General features: G+C 71.5%; 23 protein-coding genes. 9 read left to right on the forward strand and 14 right to left on the reverse strand.

The features are described 5' to 3' along the window. Positions 1-143: 143 nt before the first annotated feature. Entirely contained in the window at positions 144-233 is a 90-nt protein-coding gene (kdpF, locus tag DN069_RS22140) for a K(+)-transporting ATPase subunit F (protein WP_111499333.1), read from the reverse strand. Positions 234-619: 386 nt separating this feature from the next. On the opposite strand from kdpF, the gene DN069_RS22145 reads away from it, so the two are divergent. Together DN069_RS22145 and DN069_RS22150 are read left to right on the forward strand one after the other, a co-directional pair. Further along, positions 620-982, forward strand: a complete 363-nt coding sequence (locus DN069_RS22145; RefSeq protein WP_111503473.1) for a hypothetical protein — start codon at positions 620-622, stop codon at positions 980-982. Positions 983-1136: 154 nt separating this feature from the next. Then, positions 1137-1388, forward strand: a complete 252-nt coding sequence (locus DN069_RS22150) for a hypothetical protein (RefSeq protein ID WP_111503475.1) — start codon at positions 1137-1139, stop codon at positions 1386-1388. A gap of 37 nt (positions 1389-1425) precedes the next feature. Here the strand turns inward: DN069_RS22150 and DN069_RS39490 are convergent, their stop codons facing one another. The 4 genes from DN069_RS39490 to DN069_RS39495 all read right to left on the reverse strand — a co-directional run bounded on the left by DN069_RS39490 (position 1426) and on the right by DN069_RS39495 (position 5534). Then, positions 1426-1650: a hypothetical protein gene (locus tag DN069_RS39490; RefSeq protein WP_133260010.1), complete on the reverse strand. Its 225-nt coding sequence runs from the start codon at positions 1648-1650 to the stop codon at positions 1426-1428. Positions 1651-2171: 521 nt separating this feature from the next. Then, entirely contained in the window at positions 2172-3239 is a 1068-nt protein-coding gene (locus DN069_RS22155; protein ID WP_111503477.1) for a phosphotransferase family protein, read from the reverse strand. A gap of 63 nt (positions 3240-3302) precedes the next feature. Next, entirely contained in the window at positions 3303-4667 is a 1365-nt protein-coding gene (locus DN069_RS22160) for a pyridoxal phosphate-dependent decarboxylase family protein (RefSeq protein ID WP_111503479.1), read from the reverse strand. A 105-nt stretch (positions 4668-4772) separates the two neighbouring features. Next, the gene (locus DN069_RS39495) at positions 4773-5534 is read right to left on the reverse strand and encodes a FadR/GntR family transcriptional regulator (protein ID WP_207892226.1); all 762 of its coding nucleotides are present in this window, start codon (positions 5532-5534) and stop codon (positions 4773-4775) included. Between the two features lie 233 nt (positions 5535-5767). Here DN069_RS39495 and DN069_RS42445 point away from each other — a divergent pair, with 233 nt between their 5' ends. Beyond that, positions 5768-8515 carry a PKD domain-containing protein gene (locus DN069_RS42445; RefSeq protein WP_165845595.1) on the forward strand — a complete coding sequence of 916 codons (2748 nt, stop codon included), beginning with the start codon at positions 5768-5770 and terminating at the stop codon, positions 8513-8515. A 173-nt stretch (positions 8516-8688) separates the two neighbouring features. Beyond that, positions 8689-10257 carry a carboxyl transferase domain-containing protein gene (locus DN069_RS22180; RefSeq protein ID WP_111503483.1) on the forward strand — a complete coding sequence of 523 codons (1569 nt, stop codon included), beginning with the start codon at positions 8689-8691 and terminating at the stop codon, positions 10255-10257. 556 nt (positions 10258-10813) lie between these two features. Here DN069_RS22180 and DN069_RS22185 read toward each other — a convergent pair. Next, positions 10814-11392 carry a LysE family transporter gene (locus DN069_RS22185; RefSeq protein ID WP_111503557.1) on the reverse strand — a complete coding sequence of 193 codons (579 nt, stop codon included), beginning with the start codon at positions 11390-11392 and terminating at the stop codon, positions 10814-10816. Positions 11393-11647: 255 nt separating this feature from the next. Here DN069_RS22185 and DN069_RS22190 point away from each other — a divergent pair, with 255 nt between their 5' ends. The 5 genes from DN069_RS22190 (at position 11648) to DN069_RS22210 (ending at position 16211) form a co-directional block, all read left to right on the forward strand. Next, a complete protein-coding gene (locus tag DN069_RS22190) occupies positions 11648-12229 on the forward strand; it encodes a SixA phosphatase family protein (RefSeq protein WP_207892228.1) in 582 nt (193 codons plus the stop codon). Between the two features lie 198 nt (positions 12230-12427). Beyond that, positions 12428-13054 carry an acetate uptake transporter gene (locus DN069_RS22195; protein WP_111503485.1) on the forward strand — a complete coding sequence of 209 codons (627 nt, stop codon included), beginning with the start codon at positions 12428-12430 and terminating at the stop codon, positions 13052-13054. Between the two features lie 36 nt (positions 13055-13090). Beyond that, on the forward strand, positions 13091-15097 hold the full coding sequence (acs, locus tag DN069_RS22200; RefSeq protein WP_111503487.1) for an acetate--CoA ligase: 2007 nt from the start codon (positions 13091-13093) through the stop codon (positions 15095-15097). 130 nt (positions 15098-15227) lie between these two features. After that, positions 15228-15596, forward strand: coding sequence for a hypothetical protein (locus DN069_RS22205; protein WP_111503489.1), 369 nt, complete (start codon positions 15228-15230; stop codon positions 15594-15596). Positions 15597-15728: 132 nt separating this feature from the next. Further along, positions 15729-16211: a hypothetical protein gene (locus DN069_RS22210; protein WP_111503491.1), complete on the forward strand. Its 483-nt coding sequence runs from the start codon at positions 15729-15731 to the stop codon at positions 16209-16211. A 16-nt stretch (positions 16212-16227) separates the two neighbouring features. Here the strand turns inward: DN069_RS22210 and DN069_RS22215 are convergent, their stop codons facing one another. The 8 genes from DN069_RS22215 to DN069_RS22250 form a co-directional block, all read right to left on the reverse strand. Further along, positions 16228-16821: a GNAT family N-acetyltransferase gene (locus DN069_RS22215; RefSeq protein WP_243639565.1), complete on the reverse strand. Its 594-nt coding sequence runs from the start codon at positions 16819-16821 to the stop codon at positions 16228-16230. A gap of 64 nt (positions 16822-16885) precedes the next feature. After that, a complete protein-coding gene (locus DN069_RS22220) occupies positions 16886-17362 on the reverse strand; it encodes a (2Fe-2S)-binding protein (protein WP_111503493.1) in 477 nt (158 codons plus the stop codon). Between the two features lie 25 nt (positions 17363-17387). Then, the gene (locus tag DN069_RS22225) at positions 17388-19706 is read right to left on the reverse strand and encodes a molybdopterin cofactor-binding domain-containing protein (RefSeq protein ID WP_111503495.1); all 2319 of its coding nucleotides are present in this window, start codon (positions 19704-19706) and stop codon (positions 17388-17390) included. A gap of 41 nt (positions 19707-19747) precedes the next feature. Beyond that, positions 19748-20398: an HAD family hydrolase gene (locus DN069_RS22230; protein WP_111503497.1), complete on the reverse strand. Its 651-nt coding sequence runs from the start codon at positions 20396-20398 to the stop codon at positions 19748-19750. Beyond that, positions 20395-21231 (reverse strand): enoyl-CoA hydratase-related protein, encoded by an 837-nt coding sequence (locus DN069_RS22235; RefSeq protein WP_111503499.1) that lies wholly within the window; start codon positions 21229-21231, stop codon positions 20395-20397. The genes DN069_RS22230 and DN069_RS22235 overlap by 4 nt, the downstream gene beginning before the upstream one ends. 24 nt (positions 21232-21255) lie before the next feature. Then, positions 21256-22470 carry an acyl-CoA dehydrogenase family protein gene (locus tag DN069_RS22240; RefSeq protein ID WP_111503563.1) on the reverse strand — a complete coding sequence of 405 codons (1215 nt, stop codon included), beginning with the start codon at positions 22468-22470 and terminating at the stop codon, positions 21256-21258. 158 nt (positions 22471-22628) lie between these two features. Then, the gene (locus tag DN069_RS22245) at positions 22629-23291 is read right to left on the reverse strand and encodes a TetR/AcrR family transcriptional regulator (RefSeq protein WP_243639567.1); all 663 of its coding nucleotides are present in this window, start codon (positions 23289-23291) and stop codon (positions 22629-22631) included. 69 nt (positions 23292-23360) lie between these two features. Beyond that, positions 23361-23858 carry a MaoC family dehydratase gene (locus DN069_RS22250; RefSeq protein WP_111503501.1) on the reverse strand — a complete coding sequence of 166 codons (498 nt, stop codon included), beginning with the start codon at positions 23856-23858 and terminating at the stop codon, positions 23361-23363. Positions 23859-23888: the final 30 nt, after the last annotated feature.

Below are 23888 nucleotides of genomic sequence, written 5' to 3' on the forward strand. Positions count from 1 at the left end.
CAGCTTGTAGATGCCGCGCTCGACACGCCAGTGCTTGCGCGTGGTGAGCACGTAGGCGATGTAGTCGCCCAGCGGCCGGTAGGACAGGGCCAGCAGCGCCACCAGGGCGAAGGCCTGCAGAAAGCCCGCGAGGGTTGGGTTCACTAGAACTTCTCCGGACGGATCAGAGCCGCGACGAGGTAGCCGACCAGGAGGACCGACACGATCAACCCGACGATGTTGTCAGCGCTCACAGCCGCTCCACCCCCTTGACGATCAGGGCGAGGATCGCGAACACCACGACCGTCACCCCCACAAAGAACAGGTCCTGCACGGGAATCGCACCCCAATGTCGAAGATGTGTCTTGATCCGCCGGACAGATCCGGTGGCGCCGCCCGGTGGCGGCCTACGAAAGGAAACCGCACGTCAGGGGGGTGTATGTGCTTCCTTGACGGCCTCCTTGCGGGCTCCTCGGGAACCTTTGCGCCCTCTTAGCGCCGGCCCGATCGGCCGCCTCGCCGCCCGCCGTCAAGGCCGCGTCAAGGCCGGACGCGGCGGCATCAGAGCCGCGTCAACGGCCCTTTGCGCAGCTCAGTGGCGGAGGTGCACTGAAAGCACGAGATGAAACCGAGGTGCGCCATGGCTGAGCTGCATGAATCCGCCCGGATCGCGCGCGTGATCGTGGGCGTTCGCGACGAGGTCGGCGCCGTGGCGCTGCTGCACCGGGCGGCCGCAGAGGCGCGGCTGCGGCACGCGGTGCTGGTACCGGTGATGCTCTGGTCGCCCGCCGCCTACCTTGTGCTCGACGAGCTCGTGACCGACACCTTCGGGCCCGAGGAGCCGGTGCGGGTGCACCCGCTCGTGGTGCGGGCCGCGAGCCTGCCCGCCGCGGTGGCCTCGGTCGCCACCGACCCGGCGGATGTGGTCTTCGACGGGCCGGAGCACCCATCCCTGCGGGACCGGCTGCACCTGCACCCTCACCGCCCGGCGATGGCGGGCTAAGAGGGCGTAAAGAGCTCTCGCGACCGCGTCAGGACTCCATCAGGAGTGCTTCAGGGCAGGTCACAGGGTGGGGAGAGTGTGTGTTCGGCTCCGGCCCCGTCTGGTCGAGCTCCGGCACGGAACCCCGACTCCCCCACCTGAACGGAGAACTCCTATGGGCCTGCTCGAACTGGCCGCTCTACCCGTCATGATCGCCCTGCTGCTGCTCGCCCTGGGCGGCGTCCTCGCCCTCGCCCCCTCCCGCGCGCTGCGCACCCTCGGGGACGGCTTCGGCTTCGACGGCTCCGCCGCCACCCGCACCGCGGCACGCCGCGTCCCGGCGCGCGTCGTGGGTCTGGCCCTCGCCGGCTACGGACTCTTCCTGATGGCCAACACCGTCGGGCTGTTCCGCGCGTTCCACCTCTGACCGGGTCGCCCGCCCTCAGAGGTCGGTTCCGCTCACGTCAGGAACCTGGCGAGGTCCGCCGGTGTCGTGGTGAAGCGCAGCTCCAGGTCACTCTCCCCTGCAGGCCACCGACGCTCGCACTGAAGACGAGGTGCGTGGCGTGGACGGGGAGGACCAGTTCGAAGTGGGCGGCGGCGTCCGCGAGGGAGAGGTTGTTGCCGCCGGTCTGCGGGCAGACGCGGGAGTCGGTGGCCGCGATCGCCAGTCGTCCACGCGTCCTCAAGGCCGGTGCGCTCCCCCGTGAGTGATGCAGAGCAGGCTCGGGGTCGTGGCGACGCCCCGGGCGCCGATCCAACCCCACCGACCGCATCGCGGCAAGGAGCCCTCGGCCTGCACCGGATCTCGCGCACCATCTGTTCTCACAACGCCCGCGCACTACCCAGCGACCAGAAGGCCGCCTTCGTGCTGGAGGGCATCCGCGGTCATCCCGACCGCGTCGGGTCTTCTTCTCCTCCTTTTTCTTCTGCCCCTTCGTCTGCTCATCGGCGGACTCCGTTAGGTTGGCTCAAGGACACGGCGCCTCCAGGGGGTTGAGCGCTCGCCCGGCCGGGCGAGCGGTCGCCGGTGCGGCACCGGCGATAAGGCAACCCTACGCTTGACGGTGAACAGACAACCAGAGGGAATTTCTGATTCTTCCGTGTGATCCGTCGCACACTTTGCGTGACCGAGCAATTCGTCTAAGTGGCCTACGCCATGGGTACGTGCGCGCGCACGCGCGGCGCGCGCCCCTGACGTGAGGGGCCGTCAGCCGCGTTCCGTACCGATCCGCCAGGCCTCGGAGCGCTCCGCCGGGAAGGGCCCGAGGGTCGGCCAGCGGTCGAGCATCGCGGCCCGCAGGGCGGTACTGAGCCGGCCGAGCGCGGGGAGCCGCTCGGCCTCTGCCGACATCCGGCCGACCACGTCGAGACGGTGGGCCAGCCGCTGGCGGGCGGTGCCGGAGCCCCACCACCAGTCACGCCGTGGGAGTCGGGCCAGTTGGTCCTCGGTACCGCGTCGGGCCCGGGGCACGAGGGCGTCGCCGCGCAGCAGCCAGCTCGCACAGGCATCGAGCAGGTCGCCCTGGACCTCGGTGCCCGTCGCCTCCCGCCACGCGCAGCGGTACGCGGACTCCGCGGCGTCGAGCCGGTCGGGCGGCGGAACGCTGACACACCAACAGGTGGGGAACCCGATCCGCAGGTAGGCGAGTTCCATCAGACCGTTGCCGAGCGACGCCTGCTCGAAGTCGATGAAACGCACACCGTCGGTGGTGTACAGGTCGTTGCCGGGGCACGGATCACCGTGCAGCAGCGCGAGCCGGCCCGGCGTCTCGGCCAACCGCTGGACCAGCGCGGCGAGTTCGTCACGGACGCCGGTGGTCTCGGCGACCCCCAGCCGCGCCGCGAGGCCGAGGAAGGCCTTGATGTCGGCGGCGCCGGGGCCGGACCACGCGGGGAGCGGACCGTCGATCCCGGCGGCGGCCGTCGCCGAGGCGTGCAGGCGGGCCAGCGTCGAGGCGTACTCGACGAGCCGATCCTCCCCTGACTGCTGCTCCGTCACGTGCTCCAGGACCAGCACCCGTTCCACCGGTTCGGTGCCGAGGAGCCTCGGCACCACCGGCGGGTCGACGCGGGAGGCGAGCGTCAGCGCCGCGACCTCGCGGGCGTAGCGCTCGTCCGCCTCCGGCCCGTCGACCAGTTGCTTGACCACGACCGGCACGCCGGACAGCTCCGCCCGCCACACCCGCGACCGCGGGCTGCTGCCGAGCCTGCGGGCCCGGCAGGGAGTGCCGAGCTCCGCCCGCAGGCCGTCCCCGAACGGCGGTCGTGATCCCATCCCGCGATCGTCGCACGGGCACGGACGAGGACTCGACCGATTTTGTCCCCGGGCCGGGGGATGTCAGCGGGCGAGCGAGGCGAGGATCTGGTCCACCGCCTCCTCGGTGATCCCGGGGTGGACGAACGCGAGGCGGGCCACGGTCTCACCCTCCCACACGGTCGGCGCGAGGAAGCCGACGCCCTGCCGGAGCAGCCGGGCGCACCAGGCGTGGTGGTCGGCGGCGCTCCAGCCGACACGGCGGATCAGCACGACGGAGAGCTCGGGCTCGCGCACCAGCTCCAGGCCGGGCGTGCGGGCCACGCGTTCGGCCGCGTGGCGCGCCATCCGCAGGCCGTGCTCGACGGCCTCGCGGTAGGCGTCGGTGCCGTGGACGGCGAGGGAGAACCAGAGCGGCAGGCCGCGGGGGCGCCGGGTGAGGTGGTAGGCGTAGTCGCTCGGGTTCCACTCCGCGTCGCCCTCGGCGTGGATGGCGTCCAGGTAGGAGGCGTCCTGGGTGTGCACGGCGCGGGCCAGGCGCGGGTCGCGGTAGAGCAGCGCTCCGCAGTCGAAGGGCGCGAAGAGCCACTTGTGCGGGTCGATGACCAGCGAGTCGGCGTGCTCGATGCCGCGGTACTTCTCCCGCAGTGAGGGGGCGAACAGCCCGGCGCCGCCGTAGGCCGCGTCCACGTGGAACCAGAGACCGTGCTCGCGGGCCACCTGGGCGAGACCGGCGAGGTCGTCGACGAGGCCGGCGTTGGTGGTGCCCGCGGTGGCCACCACTCCGATCACCAGGCCGAGTTCGTCGCCTGCGGCCTGGTCGGCGAGCAGCGCGGCACGCAGCGCGGCGCCGGTGAGCCGGTGGTCCTCGGTGGGGACGACGAGCGGGTCGACGCCGATGATGCGCAGGGTGTTGGCGACCGACGAGTGCGTCTGATCGCTGACCGCGATCCGCAGCGGCGCGCGGGTGTCGAGGCTGAGGCGGGCCCGGGCGGTGTCGCGGGCGACGACGAGGGCGGAGAGGTTTCCTGCGGAGCCGCCGCTGACGAAGGTGCCGCCCGCCTGCTCCGGCATCCCGGCCAGGTCGGCGAGCAGCCGCAGTGCCTGGTTCTCCGCCTCGATGGCCCCGGCGGCCTCCAGCCAGGAGACGCCGTGCAGCGAGGCGGCGGAGACGACCATGTCGAACAGGGCGGCGGCCTTGGTGGGCGCGCCGGGTATGAAGGCGAGGAACCGGGGGCTGTCGCAGGAGATGACGGACGGTTCGATCTGTTCGGTGTAGCGGCGCAGCACCTCGGCGGGGTTGTTGCCGGCGGGGCCGAGCAGGCCCTTGAGGGAGGCGCGGAGTTCGGTCTCGTCGGCCGGGCGGCCGAGTGGGGCCTCGGCGAGACCCATACGGGTCCCTACGAGATCCAGCAGCAGGCGGGTCAAGGCCGGGTCGGGCTCGTGCATGAGCGCGGGCTGGGCTGGCCGTGGCTGCGGGACTTCGGAACAGTGCGCGTCAGGGCGGGGCATACGTGATCCTCCTAAGTATTGGATCCACTTTGGATCCAATACTTAGCCCGCGGACGCGAAGCGGTCCAGCAGCACCAGGAACTGCGTGTGCGCCTCGCGGAGGTGCGCCCGCATGCCCTCCTCGGCGCGGGCGGCGTCACCGGCCAGCACGGCGAGGGCGATGCCCAGGTGCTCCTCGCGGAAGACCTGGCCCAGGTCGCGCTCGGGCGGGTAGACCAGATGCCAGTCGGCCTGCAGCCACAGGGCGTTGCCGCCGACGAACATCTCGGTACGGGCGCGGGCCACCGCCTCCTGCAGCACCTCGTTGCCCGCCGCCGCACCGAGGCCCAGATGGAAGCGCGAGTCCAGCCGGTGGTAGTCGGCCAGGTCCGCGACGGGCTCGTCCAGCAGCTGCAGCAGCGCACGGCGGTCGGCGGTGCTGCCGCGCTCGGCGGCCAGCCGGGCCGTCGTCGCCTCGATGGCCTCGCGGTACTCCATGTAGTCGCGCAGCGTCGCACGCAGCGAGGCGGCGACGGCGCTCCGGTGCCGCCCGTCCAGGTCCGGCACCGCGGGGCCGGCCGGCGGGCGCACCCGGGTGCCGCCATTGCGGCCCGGCTCGGTCTCGACCAGGCCCTCCTCGGCGAGCAGGCGCAGCGCCTGACGCACGGTGTTGCGCCCGACCCCGAGCGAGGCGGCCAGCTCCCGCTCGGTCGGCAGCCGGTCCCCCGGCTCGAACCCGCCGAGCGCGATGCGCTGGCGCAGCGCGTCGGCCAGCAGCACATGGGACGGGGCGCGCAGTTCGCTGCGCTTGCTCGAAGCGCCCATGAGGACCTCAATCGCTCGACGAATGGGCTCATTGTAGATCCATACAAGGGCGTTCGCGTTTTTGGGGGCCAGGGCGACGCCAGATGAACGGCGGACAGCCGGCTCAAGAAGTCCAAAGTGGATCAACCCTGCCCACTTGTCGTGACCTTGACTCGTCGTCACAATCCCGTATGGCTCCATGCACGCGCGTAGATTTCGTGCGCCCAGGCGCGCGCCCTCGACTCGGGAGTGCCATGAGAAGATCCAGAAAACTGCTGCTGACCGGTGTCGTCAGCCTCGCCGTGCTGGTCGGCGGGGTGGAGGGCGTGGCCAACGGCGCCGGTGTCCACCCCGCGACGGGCCTCGGCTCGTGCACACTGAAGGGATACAACCCGGCGACCAGCCCGCCGAACGCCAAGAATCTGCCGGTCGGCCACCGCCCGCAGTCGTACAAGCCGGACGACTTCGACTGCACCGGCGCGAAGTTCGCCGCACCCGGCGTGGAGTTCGCGAAGTTCCCGCAGCCCAAGAACTTCAAGATATCCAACAAGACCGTCGTGAAGACGGTCGCCGGTCATCAGGCGGTCGTGGGCCAGCCCACCGCCGCGGTGAACCCGACGGCGCCGTACTTCCCGCCGTTCCAGCACTTTGTGATCATCTATCGCGAGAACCACACCTTCGACGACTACCTCGGCGACTGCGCCACCACGATCGCGGCCGGCTGCAACGGCCAGGTGGAGAGCACCAACCACATCAGCTCCGTGCCGAACCTGCACAACCTGGCGAAGACCTACTCGCTGTCCGACTCGTACAGCACCGGCGTTCAGCCGCCCTCCGGCCCCAACCACTGGTTCCTGTTCTCGGGGCAGTCCTCGTCCAGCAGCCAGCAGCAGTCGTACCCGTCGAACGGCACCCAGTTCGACCGGTTCCTGCAGAACTCCAACGGCCCCACGGACGAGGGCACCAACGCGTGCACCCCGCCGTCCGGCAGCAGCAGCGGCTCCAGTCCGTTCTCGATGATCGTGAACGGTGACATCTACTGGATGCTCAACTCCGGCAGCGGCTACTGGAAGAACCCGGCCGACGGCAAGGTCGAGGTGCTGCCGCCGAACCGTCCGGGGACGACCATCCCCGAGGAGCTGCACACCAACGAGTACACCTGCAACAACCAGAGCCTCCCCGACAGCACCATCTCCGGGGACTACCTCAACTTCATCAACCAGTACGGGATGCCGACGTACAACTACGTCGAGCTGTTCAACGACCACCCCGGTACGTACCAGGACATCCCCGGTAACGACACCGCGACGAACAACATCGTCAGCTCGATCATGAACAACGCGAACTACAAGAACAACACCCTGATCATCGTCACCGAGGACGACACCCAGAACGGCAGCAACGGCGCGGACCACGTCAGCAACACCTACCGCGTGCCGCTGCTGGTGATCGGGAACCCGGCCTACGTCAAGCAGCACTACCTCTCGCACGTGGCGTACACCACGGCGAACGTGCTGGCGGCGATGGAGCGCACGATGAACAACGTGCACTCCGGGGTCATCGACCCCAACAACAACCTGGGCGCGTCGACGTTCCCGATGACGACCGCTGACCAGGCGGCCCTCGGCGACCCGCTCGAGGACTTCTGGGTCCAGGGCTCGACCCCCCTCTCCGCCAGCGCCACCGGGTCCCCGACCACGGGCAACGCGCCGCTGACGGAGAACTTCACCGGCTCGGCCACCGGCGGCACTGCGCCGTACAGCTACAGCTGGAACTTCGGCGACGGGTCCACCAGCACCACCCAGAACCCGAGCCACACCTACAGCACCGCGGGCACCTACACCGCGACACTGACCGTCACCGACAGCGCCTCCCCCGCCAACACCGCCACCTCGCAGGTGACGACCACGGTCAACGCGGTCGGCAACCCGCTGGCGGCCAGCGCCTCGGCCACGCCGACCTCCGGTCAGGTGCCGCTCAACGTCGCCTTCACCGGCACCGGCACCGGTGGCACCCCGGGGTACAACTACAGCTGGAACTTCGGTGACGGCTCCGCCACCAGCACCACCCAGAACCCGAGCCACACCTACAGCACCGCGGGCACCTACACCGCCACGCTGACCGTCACCGACAGCGCCTCCCCGGCGAACTCCGCGACCTCGACGGTGAGCATCACGGCCTCCCCGATCGCCGCGACGGTACCGGGCGCACCCACGGGCTTGACGGGCACGGCCGGAACCGGGCAGGTCTCGCTGAGCTGGACGCCACCGTCCAACACCGGCGGTGAGAACATCACCTCGTACAAGGTCTACCGCGGCACCAGCAGCGGTGGCGAGACGCTGCTGACCAGCGGCGGCTGCAGCGGCCTGGGCTCGGTGACCTCGTGCACCGACACCGGGCTGACCCCCGGTCAGGCCTACTACTACACCGTCACCGCGGTGAACGGCGTGGGCGAGGGCGCGGCGAGCAACGAGGCCACGGCCACCCCCACGGGCAGCACCGGCTGCAAGGCCGGTCAGCTGCTGGGCAACCCGGGCTTCGAGAACGGCAGCGCCAACCCGTCCCCGTGGACCGTGACCTCGACGCACAGCCCCGTCGACGTGATCAGCAACAGCAGCTCCGAGCCTCCGCACAGCGGCAGCTACGACGCGTGGCTCGACGGCTGGGGCAAGACCACGACCGACACCATGGCCCAGAGCGTCACGCTGCCCAGCGGCTGCAGCAACTACAACTTCAGCTTCTGGCTGCACGTCGACACGGCGGAGACCTCGACCAGCACGGCCTACGACACCCTCAAGGTGCAGGTGCTGAACAGCTCCGGCACCGTCCTCGGCACCCTGGCCACCTACTCCAACCTCAACCACAACACCGGTTACGCGCAGCACACCTTCAACCTGAGCTCGTACGCGGGCCAGCAGGTGACGCTGAAGTTCACCGGCGCCGAGGACTTCGAGTACCAGACCTCGTTCGTCGTCGACGACACCGCGCTGAACGTCAGCTGAGTCTGACGCAGCACACACTGGCGGCCGGTCGGGCAGTAGCCCGGCCGGCCGTTCGCGTGGCACAGGTCACGGAACCGGATCCGGACGATCAGCGTTTCGCGGGCGACGCCGATCGGGTACGCCACCGCCGAGCGGCGGACGCCGCCCTCCTTCCGTCCCCTCAGGAGCACCACGTGACACCCCCTGCCGCCGCCCGCTTCGCGCAGCAGCTGCTCGACCCCGGTAGCTGGATCGGCTGGGACGCCCCGCCGCGCGGCAACCCGGTCTCCGGCCCCTACGCCGACACGCTGGCCCGCGCGGAGAAGCGCAGCGGCGGCGCGGACGAGTCCGTGCGGACCGGCGAGGGCCGGATCGACGGTCACCGGATCGCGCTCATCGTGGGCGAGTTCGACTTCCTCGCCGGCTCGATCGGCGTCGCGGCCTGCGACCGCCTGGTCCGCGCCGTCCACCGCGCGACCGCCGAGCGGCTCCCCCTGCTGGCCTGCCCCGCGACCGGCGGGACCCGCATGCAGGAGGGCACCCCCGCCTTCGTCGGCATGGTCCCCATCGTCACCGCGCTCGCGGCCCACAAGGCCGCGGGGCTCCCCTACCTCGTCCATCTCCGCCACCCGTGCACCGGCGGCGTCCTCGCCTCCTGGGGCTCGGTCGGCCAGATCACCACGGCGGAGCCCGGCGCCCTCATCGGCTTCCTCGGCCCCCGCGTCTACGAGGCCCTCTACGGCCACGCCTTCCCGGAGGGCATCCAACGGGCGGAACACCTCGCCCACTTGGGCGTCGTGGACGCCGTCCTCACCCCGGACGCCCTCCGGACCGGACTCGCCGACCTGCTCCCCATCCTGTCCGCCAACCGCGCGGAGCGCGGCCTGCCGGCCGGACCCGAATCCGGGGGTCCGGAGACGCCCACGAGCCCGGTCGCCTCGTCGCAGCCGCACGCGGAGGGCGGCCCGTGGGGCGACGCCGAAGGGTCCGGCGCGGAGCGCGGGGGCGATGTCTGGCGGTCCGTCGGGGTTACGCGTTCGCCCTCGCGACCTGGGCTGCGGGAGGTGTTGGCCACCGCCGATGGCGTGGTGCGGTTGTCCGGGACGCAGGACGGGCAGCGGGACGAGGCGCTGAGCGTGGCGCTGGCGCGGTTCGGGGAGGTGGGCTGTGTGGTGGTCGGGCACGACCGGGCCGGGGCGGAGGAGCAGGGTGAGGATGTCGGTCCCGGCGGGCTGCGCGCCGCGCGGCGCGGGATGAGGTTGGCGGCCGAGCTGCGGCTGCCCCTGCTGACCGTCATCGACACCGCCGGGGCGCGGCTCAGCCGGGCGGCCGAGGAGGGCGCGCTCGCGGGCGAGATCGCCCGGTGCCTGCAGGATCTGACGACGCTTCCGGTGCCGACGCTGAGCCTGCTGCTCGGCCGGGGCACCGGCGGTGCCGCGCTCGCGCTGCTGCCCGCCGACCGCGTGCTCGCGGCCGAGCACGCCTGGCTGGCGCCGCTGCCGCCGGAGGGCGCCTCGGAGATCCTGTACCGGACCACCGAGCGCGCGCCCGAGCTCGCCGTCGCCCAGCGCATCGGCGCAGCCGAGCTGCTGCGCGCCGGAACCGTGGACCGGATCGTCCCGGAGCCGGACACCGCCGACGCGTTCGTGCGGGCGATGAGCGACGCGCTCCGCGCGGAGCTGGCCGCCCTGCCAGAGCTCGCCGACCTCCACCCGGCCCGGCTCGCGGAGCAGCGGGGTCGGCGCGGCGCGCCTCTGGTGTGACCGGCTCAGCCGGCGAGGCACCGGTCGAGCCCGGGGCGTAGCCGGCCCGGCCCCAGGGCGTCGCTCACGCTCGACGCGATCGTGACCGCCGGCATCGAGCTGGTGGACGACCGCGGCGGCCCTGCACCCTCCATGCGCGCGGTCGCGGACCGGCCCGGGTGCACGCGACTGGACCCGCGCGCTGGCCGCGCTCTACGCCGACCACCACTGGCAAGCCGACGTCTCCTGGGCGCGGCCGGGCCGGAACCCTCGCCTCGGCGCTGTTCGCGCTGGCGCGCAACACCGGCCGGATGGTCGCCGACGCCCGGCACGCCGAGCGGACGGCGGGGCTGTCGGAGTGGGAGTGGTGGCAGCGCCAGTCCGCGGCGAGGACGGAGCTCGTCCCGGACTTCGCGCAGCGCTTCCCGCTCAGCGCGGGGCTCGGGGCACCGTGGCGGAGGACGATGCCGAGCGCCCCGCTCCCGAGGTGGGCTATCTGGAGCACGCGCCGTGGACGCAGCTCACCCGGTCCGTGGACCTGCTGCTCACGGGCGCGACCAGCGCACCCGAGACCGCCTCACCCGAGCGCCAGCCTGACGGCCAGTGCGATGATCACGGCGCTTGAGACGAGCGAGGTCCACAACCGGCCCTGAGGGCCTGTCAGCACCCGGCCGAGAATCGCCCCGCCACCGGCCAGGAACAGCTGCCAACTCGCGGACGCCGCGAACGCGGCGACGACGAAGAGCGTCTTGGCGACCCGGTCGGGCACGGCCCCGCCCTCCCCGGCCAGGACCAGCGCGGCGAAGTAGACCACCGTCATCGGGTTGAGCAGGGTGATCCCGAGGAAACCGAGATAGGCCCGCCCGGGGCCGGTCGGCGTCCGCGTCTCCCGCTGGGCGAGCGCCCGTTCCCGGTAGTGGCGCACGGCGGTCCGGGCAGCGTGCAGGGCGAGTGCGAACAGCACGACGACCGCACCCCAGCGCAGTACGCCCGCGAGGGGTCTGATCACGGGCGCGAGCGCCGCGCCGCCGGCCATCGCGACCGTCGCGTACAGCCCGTCCGCCGTGGCCACCCCGAGCGCGGCCCCGGCTCCCACCCGCCACGAGGTCCGTGCGGTCAGCGCCACGAGCAGGGCCCCGACGGCCCCGACCGGCATCGCGATCCCGTAGCCGGCCACCACGCCGGCGAGGACCGCGTTCACCCGCGCGGCCTGGTCGCTCCCCCTCCCGTGACGCGCTGCTGTCGGCCGGTGACCGCCACGAAGGAGACGGACGGCAAGGAGGGCAGCAAGCACGGAGAAGTCATGCGGCGATGGTGCAACCCGCCGACCGGACCGGGCAACGCCTTTTCCGCGCATCCGCGTGCGCGCGCCTCGCTTGCGTCGCACCCCCGGTGACCCCAGGGTGTTCCTGTGTCCTCCCCCACCGCCGACCCCACCGGCGCCCCCGTCAGCGCCACCGACACCGAGGCCGTCCGGCTCGTCGTGCTGCGCCACGCCAAGTCCGCGTGGCCCGACGGCGTGCCCGACCTGGAGCGCCCGCTCGCCGAGCGCGGGCAGCGCGACGCGCCGCGGATGGGGACGTGGCTGCACCAGGCCGGCGTGCGGCCTGGGCTGGTCATCTGCTCACCGGCGCGGCGGACCCGGGAGACCTGGGACCTGGTGGCGGGGCCGCTCGGCGGCGAGCCGATCGTGGCGATCGAGCCGCGCCTGTACGGCGCCGAGGTCGAGGAACTGCTGGAGGTGCTGCGCGAGGTCCCCGCGGGCGTCGGGACGGTGCTGATCGTGGCCCACTTTCCGGGTGTGCAGGGCCTGACGCTGGAGCTGGCCGCCGCGCGACACGGCGGGCACCGACACGACCTCGAGCGGGTGCGCGAGAAGTTCCCCACGGCCGGCGCGGCCCTGCTCACGCTCCCCACTGGTTGGGCCTCACTGCGGCGCGGCACGGGCACGCTGACGGCCTTCTCGGTGCCCAAAGAACTGCCCGCGGACTGACCGCGGACCGCCGGCGGACCGACTCCGGGCCGACTCCGGGCCGACTCCGGGCCGACCGCAAAACCCATATGACCTGCATAAACACCCATCCCGGTGATTTCGTGCCCCGTACACCCACACGTCTGGTCGCGCGCATAAAGCCGCCGTAAAGTTGAAGAGTGTGAGGTCCTGATCGAGCCGCTGGGAAGGGTCACGACCATGAGCAACGAATCCCCCACGCCGTCGAGCAGTCCGCTGACGGCAACCGCTCCCACTTATGCCGATCCGGCCGCTCTGGGCCTGGCCGGCTTCGCGTTGACCACGCTCGTGCTTTCGTTCGTCAACGCCAACCTCATCAAGGAGACGGCCGCGATCATCGTGGTACTGGGGCTGGCCGCGTTCTACGGAGGCCTCGCCCAGTTCATCGCCGGCGTTCTGGAGTGGCGGCGTGGCAACACCTTCGGCCTGATGGCGTTCTGCTCGTACGGCGCCTTCTGGCTGTCGTACTGGTGGCTGGTCACGCATCTGCCGCTGCGCGCGGATGTCCACCAGGCCGTCGGGTTGTACCTGATCGGCTGGTGCGTCATCACCGCCTACCTGACCCTGGCCTCGCTGCGGACCAACCTGGCGGTGACCGTGGTCCTGGTACTGCTGACCATCACGTTCCTGTTCCTGGCCATCGGCGCGTTCCAGAACGGCCTTCCCGGACCGGACACGATGACCAAGGTGGGCGGGTGGTTGGGCATCTTCACCGCCGCTGCCGCCTTCTACGCCTCGGCCGCCGTGGTGGTCAACGCCACGCACAAGCGGGACGTGCTGCCGCTGCCCACGCTGCCCGGCCGCTGACGTCCGGATCCGTCCGACAGGAGGGAGCACACAGACATGGCTGCGGAAGAGGCGGCACCCGGCACCCCGCAGGGAGCCGGAGCTCAGGAGACCCTCTCCAACCTGCTGCACGAAGGGCGCCGCTTCGCTCCGCCCGCCGCGCTCGCCGAGGCCGCGAACGTCCGCGCGGACGCCTACCAGGCGTCCCGCGCGGACCGTCTCGGCTTCTGGGCGGAGCAGGCCCGGCACCTGCACTGGGACCGCGAGTGGGACCAGGTCCTGGACTGGAGCGGGGCGCCGTTCGCCCGCTGGTTCACCGGCGGGCGGCTCAACGTCGCCTACAACTGCGTGGACCGCCACGTCGAGTCGGGCCACGGGGACCAGGTGGCCCTGCACTTCGAGGGCGAGCCCGGCGACCGACACTCCGTCACCTACGCGGAACTGCAACGCGAGGTCTGCCGCGCCGCGAACGCGCTGACCGAGCTCGGCGTGCATGCCGGGGACCGCGTCGCGATCTACCTGCCGATGATCCCCGAAGCCGTGGTCGCGCTGCTCGCCTGTGCCCGCATCGGCGCGCCGCACTCGGTGGTCTTCGCCGCCTTCTCCCCCGGCGCGCTGCGCTCGCGCATCGACGACGCGCAGGCCAAGGTGCTGATCACCGCCGACGGCTACCACCGCCGCGGCTCGGTGGTGCAGCTCAAGCCCAATGCCGACGAGGCCCTGCAGGCCGACGGCGGGGCCCAGAGCATCGAGCACGTGCTGGTGATCCGCCGCAGCGGTCAGGAGGTGCCGTGGACCGAGGGCCGGGACCTGTGGTGGCACGAGACGACGGAGCGTCAGTCCGACCGGCACACGCCGGAGGCCTTCGACTCCGAGCACCCGCTCTTCATCCTCTACACCTCGGGCACGACGGGTAAGCCGAAGGGCATCCTGCACACCACCGGCGGCTACCTGACCCAGGTCTCCTACACCCACCGCGCGGTCTTCGACCTGAAGCCGGACACGGACGTGTTCTGGTGCACGGCCGACATCGGCTGGGTGACCGGCCACTCGTACATCGTCTACGGGCCGCTGGCCAACCGGGCCACGAGCGTCCTCTACGAGGGCACCCCGGACACCCCGAACCAGGGCCGCTTCTGGGAGAACGTGGACCGGTACGGGGTCAGCATCCTCTACACGGCGCCGACCGCGATCCGCACCTTCATGAAGTGGGGCACCGAGATCCCGGCCCGCTACGACCTGTCCTCCCTGCGGGTGCTGGGCAGTGTCGGCGAGCCGATCAACCCCGAGGCCTGGATCTGGTACCGGGAGAACATCGGCCGCGAGCGGTGCCCGATCGTGGACACCTGGTGGCAGACCGAGACCGGCGCCATCATGATCAGCCCGTTGCCCGGCGTCACCGAGACCAAGCCCGGCTCCGCGATGCGGCCGCTGCCCGGCATCTCCGCGGAGGTCGTCGACAGTGACGGCAACCCCGTGCCGAACGGCGCGGGCGGGCTGCTGGTGCTGGACCAGCCGTGGCCGTCCATGCTGCGCGGCATCTGGGGCGACGAGGAGCGCTACCGGCAGACCTACTGGGAGCGCTTCGCGGACCAGGGCTACTACTTCGCGGGCGACGGCGCGAAGAAGGACGAGGACGGCGACATCTGGCTGCTGGGCCGGGTGGACGACATCATGCTCGTCTCCGGCCACAACATCTCCACCACCGAGGTCGAGTCCGCGCTGGTCTCCCACCCGGCGGTCGCCGAGGCGGCGGTGGTCGGCGCGACGGACCCGACGACGGGTCAGCGCATCGTCGCCTTCGTCATCCTGCGCGGCGGCAGCGAGGAGGTGGCCACGCTCGCCGAGGAGCTGAAGACACACGTCGCCAAGGAGATCGGACCGATCGCCAAGCCTCGGCAGATCCAGGTGGTCGCGGAGCTGCCCAAGACCCGTTCCGGCAAGATCATGCGCCGGCTGCTGCGCGACGTGGCCGAGGACCGGGCGCTGGGCGACACCACGACGCTCACGGACGCGTCGGTGATGGACCTGATCGCGGCCAAGCTGCCGCACGCGACCGAGTGAGCGACCGCCGTCGCTGACGCGAGCCGGCCCGGGGCAGCGCGCTCCGGGCCGGCTCGCGTCCGTCGCCTCGCGGGCGCCGGGAAATCGTCATAGCGTCGGATTTCCCGACTCCGAGCAGGAAGGCCGGCTGATGACGCGACCCTCTCCCTCCCGGCAGGCGCTGCTGAGCGGCGCGGTCCTCGCCGCCGCCGTCGCCCTCGCCCCGCCCGCGAGCGCCGCCGAGAACGCCGGACACTGGCACACGCAGCCGTGCGACCAGGGCCAGGCCGCGTTCTGGGAGCCGCTCAACCACACGCCCGGGATCTTCCTGCAGTGCGACCGTCCGGAGGACGCGGCGAGCGCGGTGACCACGGGGATGCTGAGCACCCAGTTCCAGCGCGCGAACGCGATCGCGGCGCAGCTGCAGCAGGACCACGATCTCGCGCTCAGGACCGAGGTGCCGTGCCGGGTCGGCGATCTGGCGTCCGTTCAGGGGCGCTTCGGGCAGTGCGTGCGCTGACGCGTGGGGAACGCCGCGCTGTCGCTCCTTCGGCCCAGCCCACGTCGTGTCCGCGCCGATGACGGCGGGTCAGCCCGCACCCTGGTGACCAGGCGGCCGACTCGCGGCCGCGCGGAGCAGGGAGGCGGGCGCATGGTGAACAACGGGCGTGGGTGGCGGACACTCCTCGCGGTGACCCTCGGCACGGTCGGCGCGATCGGACCGGCGACGGCCGCCGCGGCGACGCCCCCGCTGCCCCCCAAGAAGCCGCGGCTGGTGCTGGCCGCGCAGCCGCTGGTGGCGATCCGGTCCGGCGGGCGTTCCGTCGTCCACGAGGAGCTGTGGAACCTCGGCAACGCACCCGAGAGCACGCCGGTGGTCCTCGACGTCAGCCTGCCGCCGGGCGTGTCCGTCACCAACCTCCCGGCCAACTGCACGCCGCAGCCCCACGGCCACATCGCCGACTGCCTCTTCCCCGCCGGGCTGAAGCCCAGCCACGCGGACCGCGTCGACTTCCCGATCATCGCCGACCACGGCCTGAAGCCCGCCGTCCTCACCGGCCAGGAACGCGCCGGAGCCAAGGGCGTGCAGGCCCTCGGCAGCCCGGCGAAGTTCTACGTCGTCGTGCTGTCCTAGGCGCGCGGGTCAGTCATCACCGGCTTGCGGGGAACCCGCCGTGCCTGGACCAGTCGTCGGCGAGGACCGCCAGGACGTGGGCGTCGACCCAGGCTCCCTGCCAGTGCAGCGCCTGACGCTTCGTGCCCTCGTGGACGAAGCCGACCCGCTCGTAGACGTGCCGAGCGCGTGGATTGAAGTCGAAGACCTCAAGGCCGACCCGGTGGATACCGACAGCCTCGAAGGCGTGGGCGAGGATGAGCCGGGTGGCCTCGGTGCCGTAACCACGGCCGAAGGCACGGGGCCCGACCAGGGCGATCCGGAACGAACACGACCGGTTGTCGGCATCCAGATCTTCCAGCACCACCTCGCCCAGGTACTCACCCGTGGCCGGCTCCACGACCGCCAGATACAGCTCGTCGTCCTCCGCCGCCTGAGCGGAGTACAACGCCTCGGCGCGTTCCAGAACCCCGGGGCGGACCTGCCCATGCGTCCCCGTCAGCCGCCGTACGTCCGGGTCGTTCAGGAGTTCCACGAGCCCTGGGGCATCGGCGACCGTGACCGGTCGCAACAGCACCCGCTTCCCGATCAACGTGGGCTTGGCAACGAACGAGGGCGTGGGAGACGTCATGACCTCGATCATGCCGAACACGGAGCCACCTGCGCGAACGCATAACCGGGGAGAGAGGACGGCGTCAGAACTTGGTCTGCGCGGAGAGGATCGCCTCCCGGATGCGGTGGTAGGTGCCGCAGCGGCAGATGTTGCGGATCTGGTCGAAGTCCGCGTCACCCAGCTGCTGCCCGGCGGCGCGTGCCTGGAGCACCTTGGCGACGGCGGCCATGATCTGGCCGGGCTGGCAGTAGCCGCACTGCGGAACGTCCATGTCCAGCCAGGCCTGCTGCATGGGGTGCAGCTCCTGGCCGACCGTGGCCGGCAGGCCCTCGATGGTGGTGACCTGGTCGGTGGCCTGCAGGTCGCCGACCGGGGTGCAGCAGGGGTTGAACGCCTTGCCGTTGACGTGGCTGGTGCAGGCCTGGCAGACGCCCAGCCCGCAGCCGTACTTCGGCCCCGTGACGCCCAGGATGTCGCGCAGGACCCAGAGCAGTCGGACGTCGTCCTCGACGTCGACCGTGACCTGCTGCCCGTTGAGGACGAAGGTGTGCGTAGGCACGCGAGAGCTCCTGCTGTTCGGAGGGCTAGTAGGCGCGGCTGAGACCGTCGGTGGGCGACTGCGGGATCGGGGGGACCGTCGGCAGCGGTGTGAACGCGAGCGGCGCGTCATGGTTGATCGGGAAGGTGGTCGGCATGGTGCCGGTGGCCCGCCCGTAGGCGCAGGCGACGGCGGCCATCGAGCCCGCGACGGCCAGCTCGCCGGCCCCGCCCGGCGTGCCGGTGGTCGGCGGCATCACGTAGATGTCCAGCTCCGGCGGGGTGTTCCACTGGCGGGTGTAGAAGTAGTTGTCCCAGCTGCCCTCCTGGAAGTACCCGCCGTTCAGGTGCAGGCTGGAGGTCAGCGTGACGGCGATGCCGTCCATGATGCCGCCCATCATCTGGGCTTCCAGGCCCTTGGGGTTGACGGCGAGGCCGACGTCGACGGCGCAGACCACCTTGGTGACGCGCGGTCCGGTGACGGCGTCCGGGATCTGCCGGTTGACGGTGGCCGGGGTGCAGTCGATCTCGGCCAGGATCGCGACGAAGCCGTGGTACTCGGGGTGGATCGCGATGCCCTGGGCGGTGCCGGGCGCCATGGTCCGTCCCCAGTTGCCCTCCTGGGCCACCTTGTCGAGCACGGCGATGGCGCGCTGGTCCTTCAGGAAGCCGCGCCGGAAGTGGTACGGGTCCTGGTTCATGGCGGCGGCGAGCCGGTCCACGATCAGCTCCTGGGCGCAGCGCACGTTCGGCGAGTAGATGTTGCGCATGCTGCCGGTGTGGAAGCCGTTGTCGACCTCGGTCAGCAACTGCGTGGTGACGCCGAAGTTGTACGGCGTCTGCTGCGTCATCGAGAAGATGGTCTCGGAGAAGGTCAGCCCGCCCACCGGCAGCTTGGCGGCCTCGGCGGTGATGATCTCGCCGAGTCCGTGCCCGAACTCGGTGGCCACGGAAGTGTGCCGCTGGTCCAGGGTGAGCACCTGGCCCAGCGAGTAGGTGGCCCGCACCCGGGAGATGGACATCGGGTGCGCGCGACCGTGCCGGAAGTCGTCGGTGCGGTGCCACATCAGCCGCACCGGCTTGCCCATCGCCTGCGACACCTCCGCCGCCTCCAGCGCGGCGTCGTGGAAGAGCTTGCGTCCGAACGAGCCGCCGCCCTGGGTGACATGGACGGTGACGGCGCCGACGGGCAGGCCGAGCTTGGCCGCGATCTCCTCCTGGGCCGTGATCGGGGCCTTGACGGAGGCCCAGATCTCCGCGCTGCCGGAACGCACGTCGGCGACGGCGCAGTTGCTCTCCAGTGCGCTGTTGCTGGCGAAGTGGAAGGTGAAGCGGGCGTCGACCGCCGCCGTCAGCAGCGGCAGCGGCGGGGTGACCAGCGGGTTCTCCGCGGCCCTCAGCTCGGCGAGCACGGTCGCGTCGGTGGCCGCGTCCTCGCTGCCGGGGCCCCAGGTGACCTGCAACGCCCGCACCGCGTCGATGCACTGGCCGAAGGTGCGGCCGCGCACGGCCACGCCGGTGGAGACCACGGCCACGTCGGTGATCCCGGGCATGGCCGCCACCACGGCCTGGTTCTGCACCGAGACGACGGTGCCGTTGATCGTCGGCGGCCGGCAGATCATGGCCGGCATCGCGTTCGGCACCTGCACGTCCATCGCGAACTTCTTGCGTCCGGTGACGGCGTCGAGCGCGTCGATGCGGTTCTGCGGCGTGCCGATGACGCTGAACGCGGAGGCCGGCTTCAGCGTGACCGACACCTGAAGGTTGGTCAGGCTGGCGGCCTTGACGGCGAGTTCGGCGTAGCTGAGGGAGCGGCCGTCGGGGGCGGTGATCACGCCCTGGAGTGCGGACAGCGCGGAGAGCGGCACGCCCAGCTCGGTGGCCGCGGCCTCCAGCAGTTGCTGCTTGGCGGTCGCGGCGGCGACGCGGACGGGTGTGTAGGTGGAGATGGTGGTGTTGGAGCCGCCGGTCAGCTGGTTGAAGAGCAGCTCGGGCCGGGCGTCGGCGAGGGAGACCTGCACCTTGTCCAGCGGCAGGTCCAGCTCCTCCGCGATGAGCATGGCGGTGGAGGTGGTGATGCCCTGGCCGACCTCGGTGCGCGGCAGCGCGAAGGAGGCGGTGCCGTCCGCGTTGACGGTGATGGTGATGAGGTTCGCCGTCGCGAGCGTGGCGTCCGTCAGCATGTCGTTGAGGTCGTACAGGTCGGCCGGCTCCGGCACGCCCGGCACGGCGGCCTCGGCGCGCGGCGCGGCGGCGCCCTCGCCGAGCTGCGCCGCGACGGTCAGCGTGGAGGCGGCGAGCACGTAGCCGAGGAAGCGCCGCCGCCCGATGCCCGAGGGCTCCTGCTCGCCCGAGATGTCACCCATGCAGCGATCTTGTCGGGTCCGCGGCGTGTTGCGCTAGAGCTTCAACCAAAGGCGTGCGGAAAAAGTTGTTCCAGGCTACGAACGGTCTGCGCACTGTCGGTGTGGTGCAGGCCCCGGATGCCCAGGCGCGCGGCGCCGTCGAGGTTCTGCTTCAGGTCGTCGATCATCACGCAGTCCTCGGGCGCGACGCCGAGGCGCTCGCAGGCGATCGCGTAGATCCGGCGGCTCGGCTTGCGTTCGCCGACCTGGCTGGAGATGACGGCGACGTCGCACAGCGTCTCCAGGTCCACGTCGCGGTAGAGGTCGTCGCCGAGGGCGTTGGAGACCAGCGCGACCGGGACGCCGCTCTGATGGAGCCTGCGCACGGCCGCCAGCATCCGTTCGTCGGGCCGGATCTCCGCGGCGAGCGCGTCGAGCAGTCCGTCCGGCGCGACCTCCACGCCACGGGCGCGCAGCGCACCGGCGAGCGCCTCCTCGAAGCCCGCCTGCGGCAGCAGACCGCGCTCGTGCGCGACGAGGGCGCGAGAGACCTCCTCGTCCCCGCGCAGCAGCCGCTCGACGGCGAGCGGGTCGCCGGTGAGCCGGGCGGAGCAGGCGCGGAAGGAGACGAAGATGTCCGTGGTGAGCACGCCGCCGTAGTCGACGAGCACGGCCTTCGGCGGCGCGGGGTCGGCCTCGGTGGTCGACGTCATGTCAGGTCCCCCTGCGGGTGCGGTTCCGGGGCGGGCAACGGCGGGAAGGCGGGGGCGCGGCGCTCCAGGTAGCTGGCGACGCCCTCGCGCACGTCCGGACGGGCGAAGCCCTCCAGCATCAGCGCGTCCGCCTCGGCGACGGACGCGGCGAAGCCGCTGTCCAGGGCACGCCGCACCTGCCCCTTGATCATCTGCATCGACCAGGGCGAGCACTGCTCGGCGAGCTCGGTGGCGTAGGCGACGGCGGCGTCCAGCAGCCCGTCGGGCTCGACGACGAAGTCCACCAGGCCCATGGCCAGGGCCTCTTGGCCGCGCACGACCCGGCTGGAGAGCAGCAGGTCCATGGCCCGGCTCGCGCCGACCAGGCGCGGCAGCAGCCAGGCGATGCCGTACTCGGCGATCAGGCCGCGCCGTGCGAAGGCGGTGGTGAGCTTGGCGTCGGGCGCGGCGAAGCGGATGTCGCAGTAGAGCGCCTCCACCAGGCCCAGCCCGGCCGCCGCGCCGTTGACGGCGGCGATGAGCGGCTTGCGCAGCTCCAGCGGCCGGGTGCGCGGACGGCTGCGGGCGGGGAGCTTGGCGAGAGTCTCCGGGTCCGCGTTCCCGGCGGCCTCAAGGTCCTCCAGGTCGGCGCCGGCGCAGAAGCCCCGCCCGGTGCCGGTCACCACGACGGCGCGGACCTCCGGGTCGGCCTCGGCCTGGTCGAGCAGGTCGAAGTAGCGGTCCTCCAGGGCGTAGGTCCAGGCGTTGAGCCGCTCGGGGCGGTTCAGGGTCAGCACCAGGACGGGTCCGCGGCGCTCCGCGAGCACCGTGTCCGTGGCGAGTGAGGTCTCCATGACGCGCATCTCCTCCCGAACGACTCAGGCCTGGCGGTACTTGGCGAGTTCCTGCTTGGCGATGGCCGCCTTGTGGACCTCGTCCGGCCCGTCGGCGATCCGCAGCGTGCGCAGGTGGGCGTAGGCGCTGGCGAGCGGGAAGTCGTCGGTGACACCGGCGGCGCCGAAGACCTGGATGGCCCGGTCGACGATCTTCAGGGCGACGTTGGGCGCGGCGACCTTGATGGCCGCGATCTCGGTGCGGGCGGCCTTGTTGCCGACGGTGTCCATCATCCAGGCGGCCTTGAGGGTCAGCAGCCGGATCTGCTCGATCTCGATGCGGGCCTCGGCGATCCAGTCCTGGATGTTGCCGCGGTCGGCGACCGGCTTGCCGAAGGTGGTGCGCGACAGCGCGCGGCGGCACATCAGCCCCAGCGCCCGCTCGGCCATGCCGATGGCCCGCATGCAGTGGTGGATCCGGCCCGGCCCGAGACGCGCCTGGCTGATCGCGAAGCCCTCGCCCTCACCCTTGAGCACGTCGGCGAGCGGCACCCGCACGTTCTCGAAGGTGATCTCGGCGTGGCCCTCGCGGTCCTGGTAGCCGAAGACGGGCAGCCCGCGCAGCACGGTGACGCCGGGGGCGTCGATCGGGACGACCATCATCGACTGCTGGCGGTGGCGCTCGGCGGTCGGGTCGGTCTTGCCCATCACGATCATCACCGTGCAGTGGGCGTGCAGCGCGTTGGAGGCGAACCACTTGCGGCCGTTGAGCACGTAGTGGTCGCCCTGGCGCTCCATGCGCAGCTCGATGTTGGTCGCGTCGGAGCTGGCGACGGCCGGCTCGGTCATGGCGAAGGCCGAGCGGATGGTGCCGTCCAGGAGCGGCTTCAGGTACTTCTCCTGGTGCTCCTCGGTGCCGAAGAGGGTGAACACCTCCATGTTGCCGGTGTCGGGCGCGGCGCAGTTGGTCGCCTCCGGCGCGAGGTGGGCGCTGCGGCCCATGATCTCGGCGAGCGGCGCGTACTCCAGGTTGGTCAGGCCGGCGCCCCACTTCGGGTCCGGGTGGAAGAGGTTCCACAGCCCGCGCCGGCGCGCCTCGGCCTTGAGCTCCTCGATGACCGGCGGCTGGAAGTGCGGATCGCCCGCGGCGCGCATCTGCTCCTCGTAGACGGCCTCGGCGGGGTAGACGTGCGTGTCCATGAAGTCCAGCAGTTCGGCCTGGTACTTCTGGGCGCGCTCCGACAGCTCGAAGAGGGACATCAGGGGCTCCTGCCGTGAGGGTTCGACCTTGTACGTCATCCTTTCTAGTTGAATCCAACGTCAAGTTCAAGTACTCGCGGGCCGCGGGCACCCGTACACCGGGCAACGCGAAGGGGCCCGACGTGAGAACGTCGGGCCCCTTCTGGTCGACCGTGGAACTACTGCGGAGCGTGGCCGCCCGGCTCGCGCAGCTGCAGGGCGTTGCACCAGATCTGGTTGAGCGTGCCCACCAGCCGCTCGAAGGCGAAGCGCTGCTCCAGCACGTAGACCATGTACGCCATCCGGCTCACCATGTGCGACAGCGCGTGAGCCGTCACCAGCGGGTCCAGCGAGGGGTCGGCCTCGCCGCGCTCCTGGAGCTGACGGATCAGCTTGGCGTTGCGCTGCGCGAAGGCGTTGCCGCGCTGGATGCGCAGCGCGCGGAAGGTCGGGTCGATCTGCGCGACCTGCTCGAACAGCGCCATCAGGCGGGCGTTCTGCTTGTAGGAGCGCAGGTACTCGCGGTTGGAGGCGTCGATCAGCTCGCGGGCGTCGGTGATGCCGGTGCGCTCGCGCAGGTGCGGGTGGAGCATCTCCTCCTGCACCTGCTCCACGACGGCCGCGAAGATCTCCTCTTTGTTGTTGAAGTACGTGTAGAAGGAGCCGGAGGCGACGCCCGCGGCCTTGGAGATGTCGGTGATCCGCGCGTCCAGATAGCCGTCGCGCTCGAAGACCTCGCGGGCGCCCGCGACGAGCGCCTTCCGGGTCCGCTCGCCGCGCGCGCTGCGCGGCGTCATGATCCGCACGTTCGAGCTGTCGCCGGTCGGGATCTGGTCTGCCACGCGTATCCCTCCGAGCTTCGACCTGGCTTTCTGCCTGGGATGATAGCAATCCGCCCGCCCGGGGCCGGATCAGCCGGCCTTCTCCGCGCTGTGCTGTTCGACGACGCGCGCCAGCGACTCCGCCACCACGATCGGCTTCTCCCCGCCCTCGCGCTCGACGACGTGCTGCGCCCGCAGCTGGATGCCGCCGGGGACGGGGTCGGCGGCCAGCAGGGTCAGCCGCATCCGGATCCGCGAGCCGACCGGCAGCGGCGCGGGGAAACGTACCTTGTCGTAGCCGTAGTTGAGCCCGTGCGCGAAGCCGTCCAGGGCCAGCAGCGTGTAGGAGAAGGCCGGGCCGAGGGCGAGGCTGTAGAGGCCGTGCGCGATCGTGCCGCCCAGCGGGCTCGCCGCGGCGCGCTCGGGGTCGACGTGGATCCACTGCTTGTCGCCGGTGACCTCGGCGAAGGCGTCGACGCGCTCCTGGGTGACGTCGTGCCAGTCCGTCGGGCCGATCTCCTGGCCGATCAGCTGCTGCAGCTCGGCGAGGTTGGTCGGGCGGACCGGGAGGACGCTGGTGTCGATCATCTGCGGGGCGGGCCTTTCGTCGGAGGGTGG

This window comes from Streptacidiphilus pinicola (assembly GCF_003258295.1).
Lineage (GTDB): Bacteria > Actinomycetota > Actinomycetes > Streptomycetales > Streptomycetaceae > Streptacidiphilus > Streptacidiphilus pinicola.

Coding starts and splice junctions, on each gene's coding strand:
- DN069_RS22145 (WP_111503473.1), top strand. CDS start 620: ATGGCTGAGCTGCATGAATCCGCCCGGATCGCGCGCGTGATCGTGGGC.
- DN069_RS22150 (WP_111503475.1), top strand. CDS start 1,137: ATGGGCCTGCTCGAACTGGCCGCTCTACCCGTCATGATCGCCCTGCTG.
- DN069_RS22155 (WP_111503477.1), bottom strand. CDS start 3,239: ATGGGATCACGACCGCCGTTCGGGGACGGCCTGCGGGCGGAGCTCGGC.
- DN069_RS22160 (WP_111503479.1), bottom strand. CDS start 4,667: ATGCACGAGCCCGACCCGGCCTTGACCCGCCTGCTGCTGGATCTCGTA.
- DN069_RS39495 (WP_207892226.1), bottom strand. CDS start 5,534: ATGGGCGCTTCGAGCAAGCGCAGCGAACTGCGCGCCCCGTCCCATGTG.
- DN069_RS42445 (WP_165845595.1), top strand. CDS start 5,768: ATGAGAAGATCCAGAAAACTGCTGCTGACCGGTGTCGTCAGCCTCGCC.
- DN069_RS22185 (WP_111503557.1), bottom strand. CDS start 11,392: ATGCCGGTCGGGGCCGTCGGGGCCCTGCTCGTGGCGCTGACCGCACGG.
- DN069_RS22195 (WP_111503485.1), top strand. CDS start 12,428: ATGAGCAACGAATCCCCCACGCCGTCGAGCAGTCCGCTGACGGCAACC.
- acs (WP_111503487.1), top strand. CDS start 13,091: ATGGCTGCGGAAGAGGCGGCACCCGGCACCCCGCAGGGAGCCGGAGCT.
- DN069_RS22205 (WP_111503489.1), top strand. CDS start 15,228: ATGACGCGACCCTCTCCCTCCCGGCAGGCGCTGCTGAGCGGCGCGGTC.
- DN069_RS22210 (WP_111503491.1), top strand. CDS start 15,729: ATGGTGAACAACGGGCGTGGGTGGCGGACACTCCTCGCGGTGACCCTC.
- DN069_RS22215 (WP_243639565.1), bottom strand. CDS start 16,821: ATGACGTCTCCCACGCCCTCGTTCGTTGCCAAGCCCACGTTGATCGGG.
- DN069_RS22225 (WP_111503495.1), bottom strand. CDS start 19,706: ATGGGTGACATCTCGGGCGAGCAGGAGCCCTCGGGCATCGGGCGGCGG.
- DN069_RS22230 (WP_111503497.1), bottom strand. CDS start 20,398: ATGACGTCGACCACCGAGGCCGACCCCGCGCCGCCGAAGGCCGTGCTC.
- DN069_RS22235 (WP_111503499.1), bottom strand. CDS start 21,231: ATGGAGACCTCACTCGCCACGGACACGGTGCTCGCGGAGCGCCGCGGA.
- DN069_RS22240 (WP_111503563.1), bottom strand. CDS start 22,470: ATGTCCCTCTTCGAGCTGTCGGAGCGCGCCCAGAAGTACCAGGCCGAA.
- DN069_RS22250 (WP_111503501.1), bottom strand. CDS start 23,858: ATGATCGACACCAGCGTCCTCCCGGTCCGCCCGACCAACCTCGCCGAG.